The sequence below is a fragment of the Streptomyces sp. NPDC045968 genome, from assembly GCF_056430475.1.
On record NZ_JBWKLF010000004.1, the window covers coordinates 109,741 to 132,069 of the forward strand.

Here is a 22,329-nt window from a genome sequence, read left to right on the forward strand (position 1 = left end):
GGCTTCCGAGGTCCGTGTGTCACCTGTTGCGGGTGCCGCGATTGCGACATGTCGGCTCTACGACACGGCGCGTTGGGCCGGCGCCCCGGCACCCCGACGCCTCGGTCACCCCGACGCCTCGGCACCCCCGCGCCCTCGTCGACGTGCGCCACGGCGGGATTGGGGCCCGTGTTTGGGTCCTGGGGCCCATGGCGCGCGCGTCCGCGCTCCGTACGGTTGACAGCCGGGGTGGGGCGCCGCGCGCCACCATGAACGGCCGTTTCCGTTCCGGGGGTTGAGGTACAGACATGTCTGTCTCTGGTGGTTTGCCATGGTCCGGATCATCGGGGCGGCCCGGTGACGCTTCCCGCCGCCCCATGCCACAGCCGCTCATGGTGGCGCGCCAGTTGGTGTACGTGCTGTTCGGGGCGACGGTGCTCGGCGGCGTCGGGCTGTTCCTCACCGCCGCCTCGCTGGACGCGGTGAACGGCACGCTGCTGGGACTCCTCGTGTACGCGGCGGCGCCGGGGACGGTCGGCTGGGTGCTGGCGCGGCGCGCCTGGACCGGCGGGACCGGGGTGTGGTGGGGGCTCGTCGTCGTACAGGCGTGGCTGGTCCTCGGGGGCCTGTCCAACGTCCGTGACGGATCGGTGCAGGGGTTCACGCAGCTCTTTCTGCCGCTCGTGATTCTCGTGTTCCTGTGCCGGGGGGAGAGCAGGCGGTGGTTCCGGCTCGCGGGGGAGCGGCGGAACCCGCGTCCTCCCTTCTCGCTGCCCCACATGATCAAGTGGCGGCGGGACCGCGGGCAGTCGGCGGTGGAGTACGTGGGTCTGGTCACTCTCGTCGCGGCGATCGTGCTGGCGATCACCCTGACCGGAGTGGGCGGGCAGATCGCCGATGGCTTCAGGTCGGCCATCTGTTCCGTCACCGGCTCGGCGTGCCCCGGCGGGGGTGCCACCGGTGACGGGACGGCCGAGGCGGGCAGCGGGACAGAGGGCCGGACCGGCCCGACGACGGACGGCTCCACCTCCACCGGCGGTACGACGGGGGGCGTCGCCGGTGTCGATACGGGGGGTGGCACCGGCACCGCGGGTGAGACCGGGGGCGGCACCGGCACGAGTGGTGCTACGGGGGGCGAGACGGGAGGCACGACCGGCGAGGCCACGGGTGGCGACAGCGGCGGTGGCGACAGCGGCGGCACGACCGGCGGGCCCGACGACGCCGACGCGTCCGACGAGGCCGGCGATCCCACCGACCCCTTCGAGCCGGTCGTCGCCGACGGAGACGATTCCGCCGACGACAAGGGCACGGACGACGGGGAGAAGAAGGACGAGTGCTCCGGCTTCCTCGGGTGCACCCTCGATCAGCTCGGGCAGGTCGGCGAGGGACTGGTCGTCGACGGTGTCTGGGGTGATGTCACCGACCTCTGGGACACCGTCGTGCATCCCATCGACACCGTCACCGGCATCGGTGACTACGGCACGTCGCTCGGCGACCAGTGGAGCGCGGACTCCAAGGACGCCGGCGACAAGTGGGCCGACGGTGACTACTTCGACGCGGTGACCGACTGGGGCGGCGCCTCGGTGAACACGGGCGTCAAGGTCCTGGACGACATGTTCGTCGGGGAGGAGGTCCGCGAGACCTGGGACCGGGGCGAGGAGACCCAGGCCGTTACCACTGTCGTCTGGAACGTCGGTTCGCTCTTCATCCCCGGCTACGACGTGGCCAAGGTCGTCGGAAAGGCCAGCAAACTCGGCAAGCTGGGCAAGCTCGCCCAGGCCGTCGCAGAGGTGTCGGGCAAGGCCAAGGACGCCGCGGGCCGGGCCCGTAAGGCGGCCGGTCTCGGCGACGCCGAGGGAGCCCGTAAGGCTGCGGACGAAGCGCGGGAACACGCCGATGACGCGGTGGAGAAGGCGGAGGAGCACGGCAGCTGCAGCATCGCGCTGGGCGCCGCCGTCCTCGTACCGTACGAAGGCGGGGGAGCCGTCCGGCCCGGGGCGCCCGGCGGTGTGCCCGGCTCCGGTACGGGAATCCTGGCCGCTGGACAGGCCGGATCTCCCGTGGCCGTCCTCGCGGCAGGCCCGGGCAGGTGCGAGGGCGAGGAGGCGGACAACGCGCGCGAAGCCCAGAAGGAGGCGGACGACGCCGACCGGGCCGCTGACGGGGTCGAACTCTCCGACGCGGCGGAGCGGGCCAAGCAGACCATCCGGGACGCCGCCGACAAGCAGAAGACGCCCAAGTCCGAGCGGTACAGCCTCAACGAGGGCGCGGTCGACAAACTGGTCGCGAAGGCCAAGGACGACCCCGATCCGAGCCGGGGCGAATTCGGCAAGGACGAACTGGCCTCCGCGCTGGACGATCTCACCGACACGCTCAACGACAAACGTATCGACACCGGGAGCCGAGGCTCCCTGGGCGGCACCGTCCTCAAGGCCAACGACCGTCATCAGCTGGCCGAAGCCATGGCCGAGGTCCGGGCGGCCAAGCGGGCGGCCGACCTCGACGCCGCCGAGGGCACGAAGGTGTTCGCGAGTGTCGGCGCGCAGAAGGGCCGCAAGTCGGTGGACTTCGGGGACGGCCGACCGGTCGACGTCAGCGCCATCGACGACGTCGACGTCGCCTACAAGGGCAAGGACGGCAAGGTCCACGTCGTGGAGGTCAAGAACACCGCCAACGCGACCACGCAGGCCTCTCTCCCCGCCCAGGCCAAGCGGCTCGCGGACTGGGCCCAGGAGGGCGGAGCGACGCCGCCGCGGGCGGCCCGCTACGAGATCGAGACCTCGAAGGACTGGGACAAGATCTTCAACGGTTTCCAGAAGGACAAGAAGACCGGTACGCCCCCGCCCGGCACCCCCGCGCAGACCCTCGCGGACAACGGGCTCGGCGTTCGGATCGCCGGTCAGGACGTCACCCCCCAGCAGCTGAGGGACCTGGACACCGCGTGGAACTCCAGGACCGACGCCGAGAAGCAGGCCGCCCGTGACTCCGGCAAGATGAATGATCCCAAGAGCGCGATGGAATACCTGGGAGTGTCGTGATGACCACGGAACACGCCGGACAGGAGCCCCTGCTGCCCGAGGCCGTGCGCGCCCTGCCGTACTCCTGGGACCTCGGTTTCGTCTGGCCGCCGGAGACGGCGGAGAGCAGGGAGAACCTCGCCCGCGCGCGGGCCGTGCTCGAAGCCTGCCTGCCCCCGGCTCCCCTCGCCGTGCCCGAGCCGCCTCCCGAGGTGAATCCGAAGCTCCTCGGCCCGGACGCCTCCTGGCCCGAATGGACGGAGACCAGGCGTGTGCTGCGGGAGCGCATGCCGTACGCCCGCTGTGTGACGCGGGAACGGATGGCCGAGGCCGAGGCGGAGTGCGCGCGCCGGGGTTTCGACACGACGGACTTCACCGAGCGGTGGACCGTCCGGATCTGCGCCTGGATCGCCGAACAGGTCCTGCACTGGTGCGGACTCATGGTCGACGACACCGCCGCGATCACTCCGTGGGCCATGGACCTCGCCGAACGGTACGCACAGCGGGGCATGGCCGCCGAGCGGGCCGTATGGGCACTCCGCCACACCGCCGAGGTCCCGCGGAGCCGCGAGGCGCTGGCCCGACTGGCCGCGGACGAGACGCTGCCGGGCGAGATCCGTGAACTGGCGGCGCAGCCGTTCGCCTGAGCTGTCCGGGCAGAGCGCCTAGAACTTGCTGATCTCCCAGAAGCGGAAGACGGTCGAGGCGTCCAGGGTCCACTGGAGGCCGGAGATGTCGCCGTAGGCCACCGCGTACTGCTTGCCCTGCCACAGAGGCAGGATCGGCAGGTCCTCGGCCACGTCCTCCTGGAGCTCGTCGAAGGCCTTCTCGGTGGCGCCCCGTTCGGCCAGGGCGGCGGTGGCGGGGATGATCCGGCCGGTGATGTCGTTGTTCACGTAGCCGTTCTGCAGGACGTTGTCCGTGCCGAAGAACGGCTGGGTGAAGTTGTCCGGGTCGGGGTAGTCCGGGACCCAGCCCTTCACGTAGACGCCGAGCCGGCCGGCCGCGATCCGCTTCTCGTACTCCTCGAAGGGCAGCGACGTGACCTTCGTGTCGAACAGTCCGCTCTTGTTGAGCTGCTCGGCGATCGCGTGGAGCGCGTTGTCGGTGGAGGGGCCGTAGCGGCTCGGCGTGGACCACAGCGTGAGCCGCACCTTGTCGGTGATGCCCGCGGTACGCAGCGCCTGCTCGGCCTTGTCCGGCTGCGGGCTCCCGCCGTACCTGTCGAAGAACGCGGTGTTGTGGGCCGTGATGCCTGCCGGGACGATCGAGTACAGCGGGGTGGCCGTGGAGTGGTAGACCTCGCTGACGAGGGCGTCACGGTCCACCAGGTAGGCGATGGCCCTGCGCACGGGGAGCTTTCCGAGCACCGGGTCCTTCACGTTGAAGACCAGGTGCTGCACCTCGGCGCTGGTTCCCTCGACGACGTCGATGCCCTTGTCGGCCGCGGCGGGGGCGTCCTCCAGCTGGGCGATGTCCTGCGCGGCCAGACCACGGTAGGCGACATCGACGTCGCCGTTCCGCAGCGCGGACGCCAGCTTCTTCCGGTCGCCGCCGAAGAAGTCGAGGGTGATGCCCGAGTTCTTCACCTCTGCTGTGCCCCGGTAGCGGGAGTTGACCGCGAAGACGGCCTTCGCCCTGTCGAGGGACTTCAGCTGGTAGGGCCCCGAGCCGATGGCCTTGCCGTCCTCGCGCAGACTGTTCGCCGGGTACGAGCGGTGGTCCACGATGGAGCCGGCGCCCGAGGCGATCTTGCTGGGGAAGGTGGCGTCCGGAACCGAGAGCCGGAAGACGACCGTCCGGGCGTCGGGAGCGGTGATCTCCGCGATCGTGGAGAGCAGCGGCGCGGGCCCGGCGGGGTCGTTGATCCTGATCGCCCGGTCGAAGGAGTACTTGACGTCCTTGGACGTGAGGCTGTCGCCGTTGCTGAAGGTCAGACCGTCGCGGAGCGTGCACCGGTAGGTCGTGTTGCCGTTCTCGAACGCGCAGGACTTGGCCGCTTCCGGCTGCGGTGTCGAGCCCCCTCGGGGAAAGCTGAGCAGGGACTGGTAGACGTTGTTGAACAGCAGCCAGGATCCCGGGTCGTAGCCCGAGGCCGGATCCGAGGCCAGAACGTCGTCCGACATGCCCACAACGATGGAGTCGTCGGAACCGGCGGCGCTTCCTCCGGTCTCGAGGCCGCAACCGCTCAGCAGAGCCACCGCGAGACCGGCCCCTAGGGAAGTGCTTGTCCACCGCTTGCGTACGTTCACAGAACTGCCTCGTGTTTTCAGTGGGCCGGTGCGAGGGCTCCCGCACGGCCGCCGGCCCCTCCGGCCATGGGGAGGCTTCATGAAGCCGGGCCGGGGAGGCGAACATCCGTCCGACGAGCATAGGGGCGGGGTGAGGGCGGCTCGGGCTGCCCCCGTACCTGGAGCGGTACGCAGTGGCATATACCTGTACGCGTAGGTGTGTCCGTGAAGGTTCGCATTGCGGAGGAGGCCGATGGCCTGCCAGGGGAGGGCCTCGGCCGGTCGGCGGCGGCGCGGGTTCAGCGTGCGGACCGCTCCACGGCGGCGGCGACGTCGTCGAGATCCTTCGCCACGGCCTTGGCCACCGCCTTGGCGCCGAGGCCGCCGAGGAGCTTCGAGACGAGGCCGGCGAATCCGCCGGGCGGCGTGGCGGAGAACGTCATGCGTACGGTCGTGACACCCGGCCCGCCGTCGGAGAGGGCGAACTCCGAGACGTAATGCGCGCCGTGCGAATCCGCCTCGGCCACGTAGCGGGAGGGCGGCTCGCACACCGTGATGCGCATTTCCTCGGTGGCCCGCTTGCCGAACATCCGGCGGGTCTCGATCCAGCGGGTGCCCACGGTGAACGGCCCCGGTGTGAGGATCTCGACCGCTTCCACACCGCTGAGCACGGACGGCATGCCCCGGAGATCGGTGAGCGCCTCCCAGACCTTCCCGGCGGGCGCGGCGATCCGTCGCTCGACGACGACGTTCGGATCACTCATGGGGCGCCTCCTGTGATGCGTGCGGTGCGCGAGCGGGGGCCCGCGAGATCCATGGTGCACGGCACCCCAGGCCGCCGCAGCGGGCCGCGCGCCGGCCCGCCGGGCATAGCTACTTTCCTCTAGGTACCTACTATCCCGCCGGTGTTAGCTTCAGCGGGTCGCGGCGGGCCGGTCCGGCCCGGAGCGACGTTTCCGCCCCTGCTGGCGGGCCCAACTCAAGTCACCACAACGGGAGTTACACATGATCGTAGTAACGGGAGCAACTGGGAACGTCGGCCGCCCGCTGGTGCGGTCACTCGCGGCAGCCGGTGAAGAGGTGACGGCGGTCTCCCGCGGCATCACGGCCGCCGACGTCCCGGAGGGGGTCCGGGCCATCCGGGCGGATCTGGCCCGGCCCGAGAGTCTGCGACCCGTCTTCGAAGGCGCCGACGCGCTGTTCTTCCACGACACCGGAGCCGGTGCGCACCTGCTGGATCCGCAGGCCGTCCTCGACGCCGCGAAGGCCGGGGGAGTGCGGCGGATCGTGCTCCTCTCCTCCATCGGCGTGGCGAGCCGGGCGGATTCGGAGTCGCACGGCGGTACGGGTCTGGCCCTGGACCAGGCCGTCCGGAACTCGGGGATGGACTGGACGGTCCTGCGGGCCGGCGGTTTCGCCTCCAACGCGTTCGCCTGGGCCGAGTCGGTCCGGGCGCGGCGGACCGTCGCCGCGCCGTTCGCCGGTATCGGCCTGCCGCTCGTCGACCCGGCCGACATCGCCGAGGTCGCCGCCGCGGCCCTGCGCGAGGACGGCCACGCCGGGCAGGTCCACGAGCTGACGGGGCCCGCCCTCACGACGCCGCGCGAGCAGGCCGAGGCGCTCGGCGAGGCACTGGGCGAGCCGGTCCGGTTCATCGAACTGACCCGGGACGAGGCCCGCGAGCACATGCTCGCGTTCATGCCCGAGCCCGTCGTCGAGACCACCCTGACGATCCTCGGTGAACCCAACGGGGCCGAGCTGCGCATCAGCCCCGCCGTCGAACAGATCCTCGGCCGCCCGCCCCACACCTTCGCGGACTGGGCCGGGCGCCACATCGCCGCCTTCCGGTAGGCCGTGGTGGTTGGGCCCTGGGGCCCAAGACGGTGGGGCCTGTGACCGTTAGCGTCGGCGCCGTAGGGGAACAGAGCCCGCCCCGGCGCTCCCCCATGGCGCCGGGCCGGACGTCCCCACCCGCGCACCGCGATGGGGAGCAAGGTGACCCATGTGGTCATAATCGGCCGCATGCCCGACAACCAGCCCCTTCCCCGAGCTCTCGGCTTCGCCCGAGCGGCGGAGGCCCCGTCCCGGACACCCGCACCGGCGCCACCCCGCCGCCGCGGCCTCCGGCACCGCGCCGCCGCCGCGCTCACCGCGGCCGCCCCCGCACTGGCGGTCTACGCGGCCGTCCGGGTCATCGGGCTCCTCGTCTTCTGGGGCTGGGCCTCCCTCGCGGGGAAGGACGCCCTCCATCTGCTCAGCGGGCGCTGGGACTCCGTCTGGTACCAGCGGATCGCCGAGCACGGATACCGCTACTCCGTCACGCTTGCCGACGGCAGCGTCCATTCCGACCTGGCCTTCTTCCCCCTCCTGCCGGCCCTGGAACGCGGCATCGCCGGCATGACCCCGCTCACCGTCGGCGGCGCGGGGCTGCTCGTCGCCTGGCTCGCCGGGCTGCTCGCCGCCTGGGGCATCTTCGCCGTCGGCGCGCGGCTGTACGACCGCCGGACGGGGGTGGTGCTGGCGGCGCTGTGGGGCGTCTACCCGACGGCGTTCGTGCAGTCGATGGCGTACACCGAGACCCTCTTCACCGCCCTGGCGGCCTGGGCCCTGTACGCGGTGCTCACCGGGCGCTGGATCGTGGCGGGTGCCCTGTGCGTACTGGCGGGGCTGACGCGTCCCTCGGCCGCCGCGCTCGTCGCCGCCCTGGCGATCACCGCGGCGGTCACCCTGGTGAAGGAGTACCGGGCGGGCGGCCGGGAAGGCCTGCTGCGGCGGCACGCCCGCATGCTGCTCGGGGTCGTCGTCGCACCGCTGGGCTGGCTGGCGTACGTCGTGTTCGTCGCCGTACGCCAGGACAGCCCCTTCGCGTACTTCGAGGTCCAGGCGCAGTGGGGCAACAGCATCGACGGCGGGCGTGCCCTGGCCGTGTTCATCCTGGATCTGCCGCTGCCCGCCGCGCTCGGGCTGTGCGCGGCGCTGGGGCTGCTGGGGTGGCTGGTGTACCTGTGTGTACGGCAGCGGCAGCCGCTCCCCGTACTGGTCTACGGCATCGCGATCGTCGTCGTCTCGCTGATCGGCTCCGGCTACTTCGGGTCCAGGCCGCGTCTGATGATGCCCGCGTTCCCGCTCCTCCTGCCGGCCTCGGTGGCGCTGCTGCGGCTGCGGACGACGGTCCGCACCGCCGGGGTCGTCGCCGCGCTCGCTCTGGCCTCCGCCGCGTACGGGTCCTGGACCCTGCTCGGGTCGGGCCCGCCCTGAGTGTCCTGTCTGAGTGCGCGTACTCATGTGCGACGGGCGGCCTGATCGGAGGCTGTGCACATGACACGAACTCCTGCCTCGGACAGCACAGCTGCCCGCACACGCCGCGCACGCGGCCCGCGGCTCGCACTCGCGGTAACAGCCCTCGCCGTGCTGACCCTTGCCGCCTGCGGCACCGAGAAGGCAGATGCCGGTGGCTCGCGGAACACGTCCGCCGACGCCGTCGGCGCCCCGCCCGCCACCGCTGTGCCCAGCTCCGATGCGCAGGTGGCGTTCAAGGAGATGCTGAAGACGGTGGCGCAGCCATGCTCCGGCCAGCAGGCGACCGCGCAGGACGGGCCGCCGACCGCTCCGGTGGAGCCGCTGCCGATCGAGGAGACCGCGCCCGACGGCACCCGCCAAGTGCCCGTCGACCCCTCGCCGCAGCCGGGGCTGGAGCTGAACGCCGCCGACTGGTGCGCCGGCCATCTCCACGTCGAGCGCATCGCCCACGCGCTCTGGAACGTCGAGGACCCCACGCCCGCCCAGGTCAGGGAGATCCTCAACGGCCTCGGCTACATCGACGAGCGCATTCACAGCCTTGAGCAGGCCGGTGCGGCCACACGGTTCTTCCTCGACCTGCGGGTCGAGGGAGGCGCGCTCGCCCTGGAGGCCACGGCGGCGGGCACGAAGACCGACATCGAGATGTTCGGAGTCGCCGGGACGGGCCCGTTCACGCCGGTGAAGGTGAAGCCGAAGCAGTGACCCGGGCCCGCCCCGGGCCCCGCTGGTGGGGTGGCCCGACGTCCCGGTGGGCCCTTCCGGTCACGGCACTAGCGGACGGTCGCCTGCGCCGCTATCCGTACGCGCGTGCCCGGCCGCATCCCCCACTCGGCCATCGCCCCGGCCTCGGACTCCACGACGTGCCGGGCGCGCAGCCGGGGCAGACCGAGGCGGCCGGGCTTCATCGTGCGGACCGCGAGGACGTTGAAGTGCCGGTCCAGGTACGCGACATCGATCGTGAACCGCATCCGGAACGTGTGCACGCTCGCGCACGGCGTGATCAACAGCGCGCCGTCGACGCCCTCCTGACCGAGCAGGCCACGCGTCCGCGCCCCGTAGGAGGCCGCGATCCGCAGCGGCACCTCCCGGGTCTCCTCGTCCGTCGCGACCGTGAGCGTTCCGCTGCCGTTGCGCCATTTCCCCATGGGCACCGACCGTAGTACCCGATGCCCGCCGCTGGGTCCGGAACGCCGCGCAATGGGTCCCAGGGCCCAAGACCCCTACCCCGCACCCGGATTAGGGTCGCCGGTGTGGACGCCACACTCATCGCAGTCGCCGCTCTCTGGGGGGTCGCCACCGGCCTGCTGGTCCCGCGTGCCGCGTACCGGTTCTCCGTGGAGCCGGACGAGGACTGGCGGGACGCCTGCCCCGCGGGGCACCCGCTCACCGGCCCGGTCCGCGGCTGGCTCGGCCCGGTCCGGTGCGCGAGCTGCGCCGTGGCCGTCCCGTCCCTTCCCGGGCGTACGGCCCCGGCGGGCGACGGCCCGGCAGCGGTGTCCGGGCCCGTGCCCGCCGCGTCCCGGTACGCCCCCGCCGTCCTCGCGCCCGTGGCCACCGCACTCGCCTGTACGGCCCTGGCGGCGGCCACCGGGGCCCGGCCCGAGCTCGCCGTCTGGCTGCTGCTCGCCCCCGTGGCCGTACTCCTCGCCGTCATCGACCGCCGCGTCCACCGGCTGCCCGACCGGCTGACGCTGCCGCTGGCCGGTGCGGCGGCGCTGCTCCTCGGCGCGGTGTCCCTCGTCCCGGAACACACCGGGTCCTGGGCCTCCGCCCTGCTCGGCGGCCTCGTGCTGGGCGGCTTCTACTTCCTGCTCTTCCTCATCAACCCGAACGGCATGGGCTTCGGGGACGTGAAGCTCGCCCTGTCCCTCGGGGTGGCGCTCGGCTGGTACGGCTGGGCGGTGCTGTTCGCCGGAGGGTTCGCCGGCTTCCTGCTCGGCGCGGTGTACGGACTGGGCCTGATGCTCCTGCGGCGGGCCGGGCGCAAGACGGGCATCCCGTTCGGGCCGTTCATGATCGCGGGTGCGCTGCTCGGAGTGCTGTTCGGTGCCCTGGCCGCCTGAGAAAGGGGCCGCGTGCCAAGGAATCCGGTCGCGCTCCTCGCCGCCCAGCTGAAACGATCGCCCCATGGCCGATTCATCCGCACCCCTCACCCCGGCGTCCGACGCACGCTTCGAAGCGCTCCTCGCCGAAGCCGGAGCCGTCTCCGTCGACGGCTGGGACTTCTCCTGGCTGGACGGCCGGGCCACCGAGCAGCGCCCCTCCTGGGGGTACGCCCGCGCCATGGCGGACCGGATGGCCCGCGCCCGCTGCGCCCTGGACATCCAGACCGGCGGCGGCGAGGTCCTCGCCTCCGTACCGAAGCTGCCCCCGCTGACCGTGGCCACCGAGGCCTGGCCCCCGAACGTCGCCCGTGCCACCGCGCTCCTGCATCCGCTCGGCGCCGTCGTCGTCGCGAACGAGGACCGGCCGCCCCTGCCGTTCGGTGACGCGGCCTTCGACCTGGTGGTCAGCCGGCATCCGGTGACCACGTGGTGGGAGGAGATCGCCCGGGTGCTCGCGCCCGGCGGCACGTACTTCTCGCAGCAGGTGGGCCCGGCGAGTGTCTTCGAACTCGTCGAGTTCTTCCTCGGCCCGCAGCCGCCCGAGGTACGCGGCGCCCGCGACCCGGAGCAGGCCCGCGCCGACGCCGTCGCCGCCGGTCTCGACGTGGTCGATCTGCGGCCGGAGCGGCTGCGTACCGAATTCCTCGACATCGGCGCCGTCGTCTACTTCCTGCGCAAGGTGATCTGGATGGTCCCGGGCTTCACGGTCGAGGCGTACCGTCCGCGGCTGAAGGAGCTGCACCGGAGGATCGAGAGCGAGGGGCCGTTCGTCGCGCACACGACCCGGTTCCTGATCGAGGCCCGCAAGCCGGCGTAGCGCCCCGGAGGCCACAGACCAACGGGCTTACGGGTCATGGCACTTGAAGTCCCCGCGAGGCAACGCCCCGGCCCTTTCAGCCGTCCTACCGGTGGGCAGGGCGAACCGGTGGGGCGAGCGCACGGTGAGGGAGCTGGTCATGACGGTGGGAAGGGAAGAGCCCGGCGAGGACATCCGCGAACCCGCTGGCCGGCCCCGCGGCGGTGACGCCGACTGGCTGAAGGGCTCCTGGATCACCGCAGTCCACGGGCTCTTCTACCGCCCCGAGGGGATCACGGGCGAGCCCGAGGCCATCGAGTTCGTCCTCTCCGGAGGCGATTCGGTGCTTCTGACCTGCGCCTCCGACTGGACCTTGCGGATCACCCCGGGCCGCTGGCCGGACCTTCCCGACTGGTGCGTACCGGCGGGCCAGTGGCAGTTCTCCCCCCTGACCAACCTGCCCGTACCGCCGTACGGCGGAGCCTGGACGGTCACCGGCACGGAGGAGCGCCGCGACGAGAAGGGGGAGGTGCGCGAGGTGGTCATCCGGTGCGAGGACGGCGACTTCGTGGTCGTCGCGGGGGACACGATGGCGATCCGCTTCGTCCGGCCCTGACGGGAGACGGCCTACGCGTGCGGGCCCACCGTCACCGGCCCCACGGTCAGCTCCGCCTTCCCCTCCAGCACCTCGGCCACCCGTTCCGCCTGTTCCTCCAGTGCCCTCAGCTGTACGGCGGTGAGCGGCGCCAGCGGTTCCACCGTCATCGCGATCCGACGCCCCGAGCGGCGCTGGTGCCACACCCCGGCGACCGTGCCGTCCACCAGCAGGACCGGATAGTTCCCCGCCTGGCCGCCCCCGAGCGCGCGGGTGTACGCGAGGCCGGGGAAGAGCCGTTCGCGCGGCTGGGAGGCGATGGTGAACGCGTCGAAGTAGGGGAGCAGCCGTACGCCCCGGGCGGGCGCCGCCGGGAAGGCGGTGTCGCCCGCCGCCACCCAGGCCGGTGCGCCCTCGTACGTCACCTCCTCGATCACCCCCGTCACGGCCAGCTCGGCGAACAGCTGGTTCGCCCAGCCGTTGGCCGTGGCGAGCCACCGTGCGAAGTGGGCCGGGGTCGCCGGGCCGTACGCGTGCAGATAGCGCCCGACGAGCGCCGTCACGGCCTGCGGTCCGGGCAGCGGGGTGGCGCCGGGGTTGGTGTAGGTGGCCTTGCGGCCCCGGTTCGGGGCGTAACACAGCACGCCCCGGTGGCCGGCCAGATGCAGCACCTGGCGCCAGCGCGGCCACATCCCCTGGAACGCCGGCATCACCGGGTCGCCCGCCCACGGCCCGGTGCGGGCGACGACCGCGTCCGACAGCTCGTCGATGGTCAGCTCGGCGCCGGTCAGGGCGTCGGCCACGGCCGCGAGCACCTCCTCGGTCTGACCGGGAGTCATCCGGGCATCGGAGGCAAGCGCACTGGACCCGGATGGCAGGGCGGACAGCGCACCGGTCCAGAGCGGGAGCTCATCGGCGGGCAGCAGATGAACGGTGCCGCGCGGACCGAAGGTCTTCACCAGGGACCGGTCCGTCCACAGGGCTTCGCGTACGTCGGTACGGGTGGTCCCGGGCAGCCGCAGCGCGAGGGACAGCTCCGCCGCCGACAGCACCTGGGCGTGCGCCCCGAGCATGGCGCGGGCCGCGTCGGCGGGGGTACTGCCTACGGGGGAGTCGGAGAGGGCGGCGGCGGACAGTCCCTGGCGGTCGATCCGGCGGGCATGCGCCTCGGGCCAGGTCACGGTCACGGTGCGGGCTCGTGTCGTCATGCCGCGAATCTAGGACGGCATCAGGACGGAACCTGTCCCTTAGGGAAGTCCCGCACCGTTCTCCCGGCGACCAGATACCTGTGCGAGGGACATCCCCGCGTCAAGGCGGTGCCGAGCGCCGTCCGCCTCTTTTCCCCACCCTCCCCAGGGGCCTCCGCAGTGCCGGAAACCGTCTCCGCAGCGCAGTCCGGCGCATTCGGAGAGTAGTTGTGGAGTGGCGTGGCACCCAGCATCACTTACGAAGGGTTATGGTGGAAACCCCCCCTCGGGCCGGTCCGTACCCCCCCCCACGGACCGGCCCGTTTTTTGTGCCCGGGGTTGTGAGGCCCCTGTGAGAGCCCGGTGTGGACCCTGTGTCACACAGCTGGTGTCAGCTGCGGCCGGCCCAGATGTTGGTGCCCGCGGTGTCCACCGCGAACGCGTCGATCTCCTTCAACTCCTCGGCGGACAGCGCCGGTCCGGCCAGAGCGGCCACGTTCTGCTCAAGCTGCTTCACGCTTGAGGCACCGATCAGAGCCGATGTCATACGGCTGTCGCGCAGCACCCAGGTGAGCGCCAGCTGCGCCAGGGACTGTCCGCGGTTCCCCGCGATGCCGTTCAGCCCGTTGAGGCGCCGGACGACATCGTCGGAGAGCAGGCCGGGGTCCAGGGACTTACCCTGCGTGGCGCGCGAGCCCGCCGGGATGTCCGACAGGTACTTGTCCGTGAGCAGACCCTGCGCGAGCGGCGCGAAGGAGATGCATCCCATACCCGCCGTCTCCAGCGTGTCGAGCAGCCCGTCGTCCTCCAGCCAGCGGTTGATCATCGAGTAGGACGGCTGGTGGATGAGGGCGGGCACCCCCATCTCCTTGAGCAGACGGGCCGCCTCCGCCGTCTGTTCCGCGTTGTACGAGGACACACCCGCGTACAGCGCCTTGCCCTGCCGGACGGCGGAGGCCAGCGCGCCCATCGTCTCCTCGAGAGGCGTGTCCGGGTCGAAGCGGTGCGAGTAGAAGATGTCGACGTAGTCGAGCCCCATCCGCTTGAGCGAGGCGTCCAGCGAGGAGAGCAGGTACTTGCGGGAGCCCCACTCGCCGTACGGGCCGGGGTGCATCTCGTAGCCGGCCTTGGTGGAGATGATCAGCTCGTCCCGGTACGGGGCGAAGTCCTGCTGGAAGAGTTTCCCGAAATTGAGTTCGGCGGAGCCGGGCGGCGGACCGTAGTTATTGGCCAGATCGAAGTGGGTCACGCCGAGATCGAAAGCGCGGCGCAGGATCGCCCGCTGGGATTCCAGCGTGCGGTCGTCGCCGAAGTTGTGCCACAGGCCGAGGGAGACGGCGGGGAGCTTGAGTCCGCTGCGGCCGGTGCGGCGGTACTCCATGGAGTCGTAGCGCGACTCGGCGGCGCGGTAGGAGAAGGAATCAGTCACGTTTCTCTGCTTATCACGGAGTTGTGACAGACCGGGTTGGGCCGGTGTGACCCGTGCGCAGTAATGTGGCCGCTTCGGGGAATGCCGATGCGCGGCGCGACGCCTGTCTGCGCGGACCGTGCGAACCATGCGGCTATCCCCCACGGGGGACGACCCCGGACCCCCGGCAACGGGGAAGACGGGTCTGTGGCCCGTACGGAACCGAGAGGGTGAACTCAGTGAACTTGCGCGACCTGGTGTACGGGCTCTACGCACGCCGGGTGGAAGGCCGCCTGGATCACGACCAGGTGCCCAAGCACATCGGTGTCATCCTCGACGGCAACCGGCGGTGGGCGAAGGCGTCCGGCGGCTCCGCGGTGCAGGGGCACCAGGCCGGTGCGGACAAGATCTCCGAGCTGCTCGGCTGGTGCAGTGAGACGGATGTCGAGGTCGTCACCCTCTGGCTGCTCTCCACGGACAACTTCGACCGGCCCGAGGCGGAACTGATCCCGCTGCTCGGCATCATCGAGAACACCGTGAGCAACCTCGCGGCCGACGGGCGGTGGCGGGTCCACCACGTCGGCACGCTGGACCTGCTGCCGGCCCGGACGCAGACCGTCCTCAAGGAGGCCGAGCAAGCCACGGCCGGTATCGACGGAATAATCGTGAATGTCGCGGTCGGCTACGGCGGCCGCCAGGAGATCGCGGACGCGGTGCGTTCGCTGCTGCTGGACCACGCGTCGAAGGGGACGACCTTCGAGGAGCTGGCGGAGGTGGTCTCCACGGACCTGATCTCCGAGCACCTGTACACCCGGGGGCAGCCCGACCCGGACCTGGTGATCCGTACGAGTGGCGAGCAGCGGCTGTCCGGCTTCATGCTCTGGCAGAGCGCGCACTCCGAGTACTACTTCTGCGAGGTCTTCTGGCCGGCCTTCCGCAAGGTCGACTTCCTCCGCGCCCTCCGCGACTACGCGGCCCGGCACAGGCGCTACGGAACCTGACGCCCGGCAGAAACAAGCCCGTCCGGCGATCGAGGACGAGAACGGCCGCCGGGCGGCTTCGGCGAGCCCCCGCCGTCACCCCGCGTCCACCAGGACGTTTCCGCACCGTGTCGCAGGCATCGGCATGGCCGGGCGTGTTGGAGGGAATACCCCTGACAGGTCGACATCCGGTCAGGAACCGGGCGGATGTCGTGTCCAAGTGAGTGGCACCCAGTCCGCTCGCCCGGGAGGCCCTTTGCACACGAAGGACCGTACGCATCGTGCGGCCGACGCGGAGGGCCGGCGTTCGGCCCTCGCAGGGGGTTCCGAACCCGGTCCGTCCTCTTCCCTTGGGAAGTTCCGCGACGTCCGTCGCACTCCCCGACCTCGTCCGAGGGGGTACGTCCTTCCGTGGTGACCAGCACAAAGCGCCGCATGCCCGACAGGCGCACCTACGTTCTCGACACCAGCGTCCTGCTGGCCGACCCCAACGCCATGTCCCGCTTCGAGGAGCACGAAGTCGTGCTGCCGATCGTCGTGGTCACGGAGCTTGAGGCCAAACGGCATCATCCGGAGCTCGGGTACTTCGCCCGGCAGGCCCTGCGCCTGCTGGACGACTTCCGGGTCCGGTACGGCCGGCTGGATGCCCCGATCCCGCTCGGGGATCTGGGCGGGACGCTCCGCGTCGAACTCAACCATTCCGACCCCGGCGTACTGCCCGCCGGCTACCGGTTGGGGGACAACGACTCACGGATTCTCGCGGTCGCGCGCAACCTCCAGGCCGAGGGGTACGACGTCACGGTCGTCTCCAAGGACCTCCCGTTGCGGATCAAGGCGTCCTCGGTAGGCCTCCTCGCCGAGGAGTACCGCGCCGAGCTCGCCATCACGGATTCCGGCTGGACCGGAATGACGGAGCTGGCGCTCTCCGCCGAGCAGGTGGACCTGCTGTTCACCGAGGAGACGCTGTACGTCCCCGAAGCCGCCGAGCTGCCCGTGCACACCGGTCTGGTCCTCCAGTCCGAGCGCGGCAAGGCGCTGGGCCGGGTCACGGCCGAGGGCAACGTGCGGCTGGTGCGCGGTGACCGGGAGGCGTTCGGCATTCACGGCCGCAGCGCCGAGCAGCGCATCGCGCTCGATCTGCTCCTCGACCAGGACGTCGGCATCGTGTCCATGGGCGGCCGGGCAGGCACCGGCAAGTCGGCGCTGGCGCTCTGCGCGGGGCTGGAAGCCGTACTGGAGCGCAGACAGCACCAGAAGGTGATGGTCTTCCGTCCGCTATACGCGGTCGGTGGACAGGAACTCGGCTATCTCCCCGGCTCCGAGGCCGAGAAGATGAGCCCCTGGGCGCAGGCCGTCTTCGATACGCTCTCGGCGGTCGCCGGGCGCGAGGTGATCGAAGAGGTGCTGGGGCGCGGCATGCTGGAGGTCCTGCCGCTCACGCACATCCGGGGCCGCTCGCTCCACGACGCGTTCGTGATCGTCGACGAGGCGCAGTCGCTCGAACGCAACGTCCTGCTGACCGTGTTGTCCCGTATCGGGTCGAATTCCCGCGTCGTGCTCACGCATGACGTGGCGCAGCGGGACAACCTCCGGGTCGGCCGGCACGACGGAGTCGTCGCCGTGGTCGAGAAGCTGAAGGGTCATCCGCTCTTCGCCCACGTCACGCTGACCCGCTCCGAGCGTTCGCAGATCGCCGCACTGGTGACCGAAATGCTGGAGGAAGGCCAGATCTGATACGGGATAGGACAGTTGATGCCGCCCGGCGAGCCGAAGAGCTTAGCCGGGCGGCATCGCGTTGCGCCGCTCTTTCCGTAAATGAGGGGGGCCAAACGGGGTGTGAGCTTTAACACGCAACACAGAATTGCTTCCCGGCGTCCGTGTCCGGCAGAGTCTTGCTTCCGTCAGGCCCCGCATACGGCACTCGTGCACCTCCAGAGGCGCACCGCACCACACAACTCAACACTTGCCGGCCGTATGCCGCCCGCGAGCACCACGCGGCACTCCTCGCAAGGGAGTTGCCCATCGGGCCCGTGCCTCCCGTGACCCAAGCAGTAGGGAGGCCAGTGTCAGGGGCACGATTGCGCCCGCGAGGTCACCTAAGCGGGCGATGCTGGAAGGACACCGTGTGAGCCGGATCTCGGTCCGGGGGTTCGCCGTGGCATCAGCCACAGCGGTCACCACCGTAGGCGCCGTCGTAGGCGTTGCTTCGGGCAGCACTCCCGCTGCCGACGCCAACAACTTCGAGGCGACCGCAGCCGACACCACGCTGCTCGCAGACATTCCCGCGGGCCAGCAGGCCCAGGTGCAGACGGCCTCGCTGACACAGCAGGCCGACGCCCAGGCATCCGCGGCCGACGCGGCAGCGAAGAAGTCCGCCGAGGAATCGGCTCGCATCCAGGCCGCCAAGGACGCCGAGTCCAAGAAGCAGGCTGCCGAGGACAAGGTGGAGGCCGAGCGGAAGGCCAAGGCCGAGGCGAAGGCGGAGGCCGAGCGCGCAAGCCGCTCCTCGGTCCGTGACGCCAGCTCCTTCTCCGCGCAGGGCTCGTACAGCGTGGCCGAAGTGCAGGCGATGGCCCGTCAGATGATGCCGGCCGACCAGTTCCAGTGCTTCAGCAACATCGTGGACCGCGAGTCGGGCTGGAACTACCGGGCGACCAACCCGTCCTCCGGTGCCTACGGCATCATGCAGGCGCTGCCCGGCTCCAAGATGTCGAGCGCCGGCTCGGACTGGATGACCAACCCGGCCACCCAGATCAAGTGGGGCCTCAGCTACATGAACAGCGACCGCTACGGCAGTCCCTGTGCGGCGTGGTCCTTCTGGCAGGCCAACCACTGGTACTAGGGGCGCCGGCGGACCCGGACAAGGGTCCGCTCGCAACCCTGTGAAGCCCTTCACCGTCCTACGGTGGGGGGCTTCGCGCGTGTACGGTCACATCCGGACGATTCCGGGGGAGCGGTGGGGGCTCAGCATGGGGGAGAGGGAACGATCATGTCGAAACTGCCAGGGTGGCTCGGCCGCCTCGGTGCCGAACTGACCGACATCGGGGAGCGCCTGGACCAGCGCCGTGCCGAGGCGGATGCCGACTCGGACGCCCACCGGGTACGCGTACCCGGCGAGGCGGGCGGCCGGGAGGAACCGGCGGCGGATCATGTGCCTCCGCCTCCCGCGTACGCCCCCGACATCGCGGCCAGACCCGATCCGGTCGCGGCCATTCCGTGGGGCATGCGGGTCGCGGCCGAGGCGGGCTGGCGGCTGCTCGTCCTGGCCGGCACCCTCTGGGTGCTGATGCGGATCATCAGCGCCGTACAGCTGGTGGTCCTGGCCTTCGTCGCCGCGCTGCTCGTCACCGCGATGCTCCAGCCGACCGTGGTGCGCCTGAAGCGGCTCGGTCTGCCGCGGGGGCTGGCCACGGCGGTCACCGCGATCCTGGGCTTCGTCGTGATGGGGCTGGTCGGCTGGTTCGTGGTGTGGCAGGTGATGGACAACCTCGACACGCTCTCCGACCGCGTGCGCGACGGCATCGACGAGTTGAAGCGCTGGCTGCTCGACAGCCCGTTCCATGTCACCGAGTCGCAGATCAACGACATCGCGAAGAACCTCAACGACACCATCGGCACCAACACGGAGGAGATCACCTCCGCCGGGCTCCAGGGCGTCACCGTGATGGTGGAGGTCCTCACCGGGCTGCTGCTGGCGATGTTCTCGACGCTCTTCCTGCTGTACGACGGCAAGCGCATCTGGTACTGGGTGCTGAAGCTCGTGCCCACGCAGGCCAGGCCGGGCGTCGCGGGCGCCGGGCCGCGCGCCTGGCGCACGCTCACCGCCTATGTGCGGGGCACGGTGATAGTCGCGCTGATCGACGCCATCTTCATCGGACTCGGGATCTACTTCCTCGATGTGCCGATGGCGGTGCCGCTCGCGGTGTTCATCTTCCTCTTCGCCTTCATCCCGCTCGTCGGAGCCGTGATGTCCGGGGCGCTCGCGGTCGTGGTCGCGCTGGTCACCCAGGGCGTGTTCACCGCGCTGATGGTGCTGGTCGTGGTGCTCGCCGTGCAGCAGATCGAGGGCCACATCCTCCAGCCGTTCATCCTCGGCCGGGCCGTGCGGGTCCACCCGCTGGCCGTCGTCCTCTCGGTCGCCGCCGGCGGGATGATCGCGGGCATCGGCGGTGCGGTGGTCGCCGTACCGCTGGTCGCCGTGACCAATACCGTCGTCGGCTATCTGCGGGCCTACGGACAGGAGGAGTCCCGGCGGCACTCGCCGCCGCCGCGTGGCGCCACGGCGTACGAACTGGCGCCGACTCCGGCCCCCGGTTCCCCGCCGAAGGCCCCGGACCTGCCCGCCGATGACGAGGCGGAGAGGCCGGAACAGGGCCGGGAAGGCTGAGCGGACAGTAAGAAGGGCCCCGTGGACGGTCGGTCGTCCTCGGGGCCCTTCTCGTACAAGGGTACTGCGGTGTTACTCGGCGAGAACGGCCTCGGCTTCGAGGGTCACGCCGACCGCCTGGATCACCGAGGCGATCTTGACGGCTTCCTGAATGGTCTCACGGTCCACGCCGGCCTTGCGCAGCACCTGCTCGTGGGAGTCGAGGCACTGGCCGCAGCCGTTGATCGCGGAGACGGCGAGCGACCACAACTCGAAGTCGATCTTCTCCACGCCCGGATTGCCGATGACGTTCATCCGCAGACCCGCGCGGAGCGTCCCGTACTCCGGGTCCGACAGCAGGTGCCGGGTCCGGTAGAAGACGTTGTTCATCGCCATGATGGCCGCGGCCGACTTCGCCGCGGTGTACGCCTCGGCGGAGAGGTTGGCCTTGGCCTCGGGCTCCAGCTCGCGGAGCACCTTCGGCGAGCGCGAGGCGATCGCGCAGGCGAGGACGGTGCCCCAGAGCTGCTGCTGGGGGAGTTCGCTGTTGCCGATGACCGAGCCGAGGTTCAGCTTCAGGTCCTTGGCGAAGTCCGGTATGGCGGACTTCAGTTCGTCGAGAGCCATGATCGTCTCAGCTCACTCGCCCGAGAGGAGCGCGACCGGGTCGAGGGTGGTCTCGCCCTTGGTCCAGTTGCAGGGGCAGAGCTCGTCGGTCTGCAGGGCGTCGAGGACCCGCAGGACCTCCTTGGGGTTACGGCCCACGGAACCGGCGGTCACCATCGTGAACTGGATCTCGTTGTTCTGGTCGACGATGAAGACGGCGCGCTGCGCGAAGCCGTCCTCGCCCTCGATGCCGAGGTCACGCATGAGCTCGTGCTTCGAGTCGGCCAGCATCGGGAAGGGCAGGTCGGTCAGGTCCGGGTGGTCCTTGCGCCAGGCGTGGTGCACGAACTCGGAGTCACCGGAGAAGCCGAGGATCTGGGCGTCACGGTCGGCGAACTCCTCGTTCAGCTTGCCGAAGGCGGCGATCTCGGTGGGACACACGAAGGTGAAGTCCTTCGGCCACGCGAAGACGATCTTCCACTGTCCCTCGTAGGTCTTGTGGTTGATCTGCTCGAACTCCTTGCCCGCCTCCAGCGAGACACAAGCAGTCAGGTCGAACTCGGGGAACTTGTCACCGACAGTGAGCACGCGCACTCCTTGTAGCATAGGAATTCCCTTTTGGGGAGTTTCCTGGGGGTTGGACTGCATCCACCATGGCACAGAGTGCATTGATCACGGAAATCGCCTCCCCGGCGCTCATTGATTGCTCCACCCGATCAGTGCGCTGATCGGGGAAATGGCTACACTCGATCGCGATGATCGGAGGTTCCTATCAATGAGCCAGGGGAACCAGGGCAACAGGCCCAAACAGCCCAGCCTCTCGCAGCTGCGCGCCTTCGCCGCGGTCGCGGAGCATCTGCACTTCCGTGACGCCGCGGCCGCGATCGGCATGAGCCAGCCCGCACTCTCCGGAGCCGTATCCGCCCTGGAAGAGGCACTGGGTGTCCAGCTCATCGAGCGTACGACGCGCAAGGTGCTGCTCTCGCCCGCCGGTGAGCGGCTGGCGGTGCGCGCCCAGGTGGTCCTGGAGGCCGTCGGCGCGCTGATGGAGGAGGCGGAGGCGGCCCGGGCGCCGTTCACCGGAGTGCTCAGGCTCGGCGTGATCCCGACCGTCGCCCCGTATCTGCTGCCGACCGTGCTCCGGCTCGTCCACCGGCGCTACCCGGCGCTCGACCTCCAGGTGCACGAGGAGCAGACCTCCTCGCTGCTGGAGGGGCTGGCCGCCGGACGGCTCGATCTGCTGCTGCTCGCCGTACCGCTCGGCGTGCCGGGAGTGATCGAACTGCCGCTCTTCGACGAGGACTTCGTCCTGGTCATGGAGCGGGAGCACGGGCTGGGCGGCCGCGTCGACATCCCGCGCGAGGCGCTGCGTGAGCTGCCGCTGCTGCTCCTGGACGAGGGGCACTGTCTGCGCGACCAGGCCCTGGACATCTGCCGGGAGGCCGGACGCACGCAGGGCGCACCCGTCACGACGACCGCGGCCGGGCTGTCCACGCTGGTGCAGCTGGTCGCCGGCGGGCTCGGCGTGACGCTGCTGCCGCGGACCGCGGTGACGGTGGAGGCGGGCCGCAACGAGGCGTTGACCACGGGGTACTTCGCGGACCCGGCGCCGTCGCGGCGGGTGGCGCTGGCCATGCGCTCGGGGGCGGCCAGGCACGAGGAGTTCGAGGAGTTCGCGGCGGCGCTGCGCGAGGCGATGGAGACGCTGCCGGTACGGGTCGCCGGACGGGCCGGGCCCTCGGGCCCGTCCGGCGCGTGA

General features: G+C 70.8%; 20 protein-coding genes. 13 read left to right on the forward strand and 7 right to left on the reverse strand.

The genetic code is table 11. From position 1 onward, the window contains the following. Positions 1 to 356 precede the first annotated feature (356 nt). Entirely contained in the window at positions 357 to 3,017 is a 2,661-nt protein-coding gene (locus AC07FA_RS13425; protein ID WP_479075338.1) for a hypothetical protein, read from the forward strand. Beyond that, a complete protein-coding gene (locus AC07FA_RS13430) occupies positions 3,017 to 3,643 on the forward strand; it encodes a hypothetical protein (protein ID WP_479075339.1) in 627 nt (208 codons plus the stop codon). The genes AC07FA_RS13425 and AC07FA_RS13430 overlap by 1 nt, the downstream gene beginning before the upstream one ends. An 18-nt stretch (positions 3,644 to 3,661) precedes the next feature. Here AC07FA_RS13430 and AC07FA_RS13435 read toward each other — a convergent pair whose 3' ends face one another. Together AC07FA_RS13435 and AC07FA_RS13440 are read right to left on the reverse strand one after the other, a co-directional pair. Continuing rightward, positions 3,662 to 5,248 (reverse strand): ABC transporter substrate-binding protein, encoded by a 1,587-nt coding sequence (locus AC07FA_RS13435; protein WP_479075340.1) that lies wholly within the window; start codon positions 5,246 to 5,248, stop codon positions 3,662 to 3,664. Between the two features lie 278 nt (positions 5,249 to 5,526). Continuing rightward, entirely contained in the window at positions 5,527 to 5,991 is a 465-nt protein-coding gene (locus AC07FA_RS13440; RefSeq protein WP_479075342.1) for an SRPBCC family protein, read from the reverse strand. A gap of 241 nt (positions 5,992 to 6,232) precedes the next feature. On the opposite strand from AC07FA_RS13440, the gene AC07FA_RS13445 reads away from it, so the two are divergent. The 3 genes from AC07FA_RS13445 (at position 6,233) to AC07FA_RS13455 (ending at position 9,229) form a co-directional block, all read left to right on the forward strand. After that, positions 6,233 to 7,078, forward strand: a complete 846-nt coding sequence (locus AC07FA_RS13445) for an NAD(P)H-binding protein (RefSeq protein WP_479075343.1) — start codon at positions 6,233 to 6,235, stop codon at positions 7,076 to 7,078. Positions 7,079 to 7,249: 171 nt separating this feature from the next. Next, positions 7,250 to 8,485: a mannosyltransferase family protein gene (locus AC07FA_RS13450; RefSeq protein WP_479075345.1), complete on the forward strand. Its 1,236-nt coding sequence runs from the start codon at positions 7,250 to 7,252 to the stop codon at positions 8,483 to 8,485. Positions 8,486 to 8,545: 60 nt separating this feature from the next. Further along, positions 8,546 to 9,229, forward strand: coding sequence for a hypothetical protein (locus AC07FA_RS13455; RefSeq protein ID WP_479075346.1), 684 nt, complete (start codon positions 8,546 to 8,548; stop codon positions 9,227 to 9,229). A gap of 68 nt (positions 9,230 to 9,297) precedes the next feature. On the opposite strand, the gene AC07FA_RS13460 is transcribed toward AC07FA_RS13455, so the two are convergent. Further along, positions 9,298 to 9,672, reverse strand: a complete 375-nt coding sequence (locus AC07FA_RS13460) for a DUF192 domain-containing protein (RefSeq protein ID WP_479075348.1) — start codon at positions 9,670 to 9,672, stop codon at positions 9,298 to 9,300. A 105-nt stretch (positions 9,673 to 9,777) separates the two neighbouring features. Between AC07FA_RS13460 and AC07FA_RS13465 the strand changes: the two genes are divergently transcribed. The 3 genes from AC07FA_RS13465 (at position 9,778) to AC07FA_RS13475 (ending at position 12,044) form a co-directional block, all read left to right on the forward strand. Continuing rightward, the gene (locus tag AC07FA_RS13465; protein ID WP_479075349.1) at positions 9,778 to 10,590 is read left to right on the forward strand and encodes a prepilin peptidase; all 813 of its coding nucleotides are present in this window, start codon (positions 9,778 to 9,780) and stop codon (positions 10,588 to 10,590) included. A gap of 64 nt (positions 10,591 to 10,654) precedes the next feature. Beyond that, positions 10,655 to 11,449 carry a class I SAM-dependent methyltransferase gene (locus tag AC07FA_RS13470; RefSeq protein ID WP_479075350.1) on the forward strand — a complete coding sequence of 265 codons (795 nt, stop codon included), beginning with the start codon at positions 10,655 to 10,657 and terminating at the stop codon, positions 11,447 to 11,449. A gap of 139 nt (positions 11,450 to 11,588) precedes the next feature. Further along, the gene (locus tag AC07FA_RS13475) at positions 11,589 to 12,044 is read left to right on the forward strand and encodes a hypothetical protein (protein ID WP_479075351.1); all 456 of its coding nucleotides are present in this window, start codon (positions 11,589 to 11,591) and stop codon (positions 12,042 to 12,044) included. Between the two features lie 11 nt (positions 12,045 to 12,055). Here the strand turns inward: AC07FA_RS13475 and AC07FA_RS13480 are convergent, their stop codons facing one another. Continuing rightward, a complete protein-coding gene (locus AC07FA_RS13480; RefSeq protein WP_479075352.1) occupies positions 12,056 to 13,231 on the reverse strand; it encodes a winged helix DNA-binding domain-containing protein in 1,176 nt (391 codons plus the stop codon). A 370-nt stretch (positions 13,232 to 13,601) separates the two neighbouring features. Next, positions 13,602 to 14,639, reverse strand: a complete 1,038-nt coding sequence (gene mgrA, locus AC07FA_RS13485; protein ID WP_479075353.1) for an L-glyceraldehyde 3-phosphate reductase — start codon at positions 14,637 to 14,639, stop codon at positions 13,602 to 13,604. Positions 14,640 to 14,857: 218 nt separating this feature from the next. Between mgrA and AC07FA_RS13490 the strand changes: the two genes are divergently transcribed. The 4 genes from AC07FA_RS13490 to AC07FA_RS13505 all read left to right on the forward strand — a co-directional run bounded on the left by AC07FA_RS13490 (position 14,858) and on the right by AC07FA_RS13505 (position 19,985). After that, positions 14,858 to 15,619, forward strand: a complete 762-nt coding sequence (locus AC07FA_RS13490) for an isoprenyl transferase (protein WP_479075354.1) — start codon at positions 14,858 to 14,860, stop codon at positions 15,617 to 15,619. 390 nt (positions 15,620 to 16,009) lie between these two features. Further along, positions 16,010 to 17,332, forward strand: a complete 1,323-nt coding sequence (locus AC07FA_RS13495) for a PhoH family protein (RefSeq protein WP_479075355.1) — start codon at positions 16,010 to 16,012, stop codon at positions 17,330 to 17,332. A gap of 391 nt (positions 17,333 to 17,723) precedes the next feature. Beyond that, entirely contained in the window at positions 17,724 to 18,440 is a 717-nt protein-coding gene (locus AC07FA_RS13500) for an aggregation-promoting factor C-terminal-like domain-containing protein (protein ID WP_479075357.1), read from the forward strand. Between the two features lie 147 nt (positions 18,441 to 18,587). Further along, a complete protein-coding gene (locus AC07FA_RS13505) occupies positions 18,588 to 19,985 on the forward strand; it encodes an AI-2E family transporter (RefSeq protein ID WP_479075359.1) in 1,398 nt (465 codons plus the stop codon). A gap of 72 nt (positions 19,986 to 20,057) precedes the next feature. Here the strand turns inward: AC07FA_RS13505 and AC07FA_RS13510 are convergent, their stop codons facing one another. Together AC07FA_RS13510 and AC07FA_RS13515 are read right to left on the reverse strand one after the other, a co-directional pair. Then, positions 20,058 to 20,591: an alkyl hydroperoxide reductase gene (locus tag AC07FA_RS13510; RefSeq protein ID WP_479075361.1), complete on the reverse strand. Its 534-nt coding sequence runs from the start codon at positions 20,589 to 20,591 to the stop codon at positions 20,058 to 20,060. Between the two features lie 12 nt (positions 20,592 to 20,603). Then, a complete protein-coding gene (locus tag AC07FA_RS13515) occupies positions 20,604 to 21,158 on the reverse strand; it encodes a peroxiredoxin (RefSeq protein ID WP_479075363.1) in 555 nt (184 codons plus the stop codon). Between the two features lie 187 nt (positions 21,159 to 21,345). Between AC07FA_RS13515 and AC07FA_RS13520 the strand changes: the two genes are divergently transcribed. After that, a complete protein-coding gene (locus AC07FA_RS13520; protein WP_479075364.1) occupies positions 21,346 to 22,329 on the forward strand; it encodes a hydrogen peroxide-inducible genes activator in 984 nt (327 codons plus the stop codon).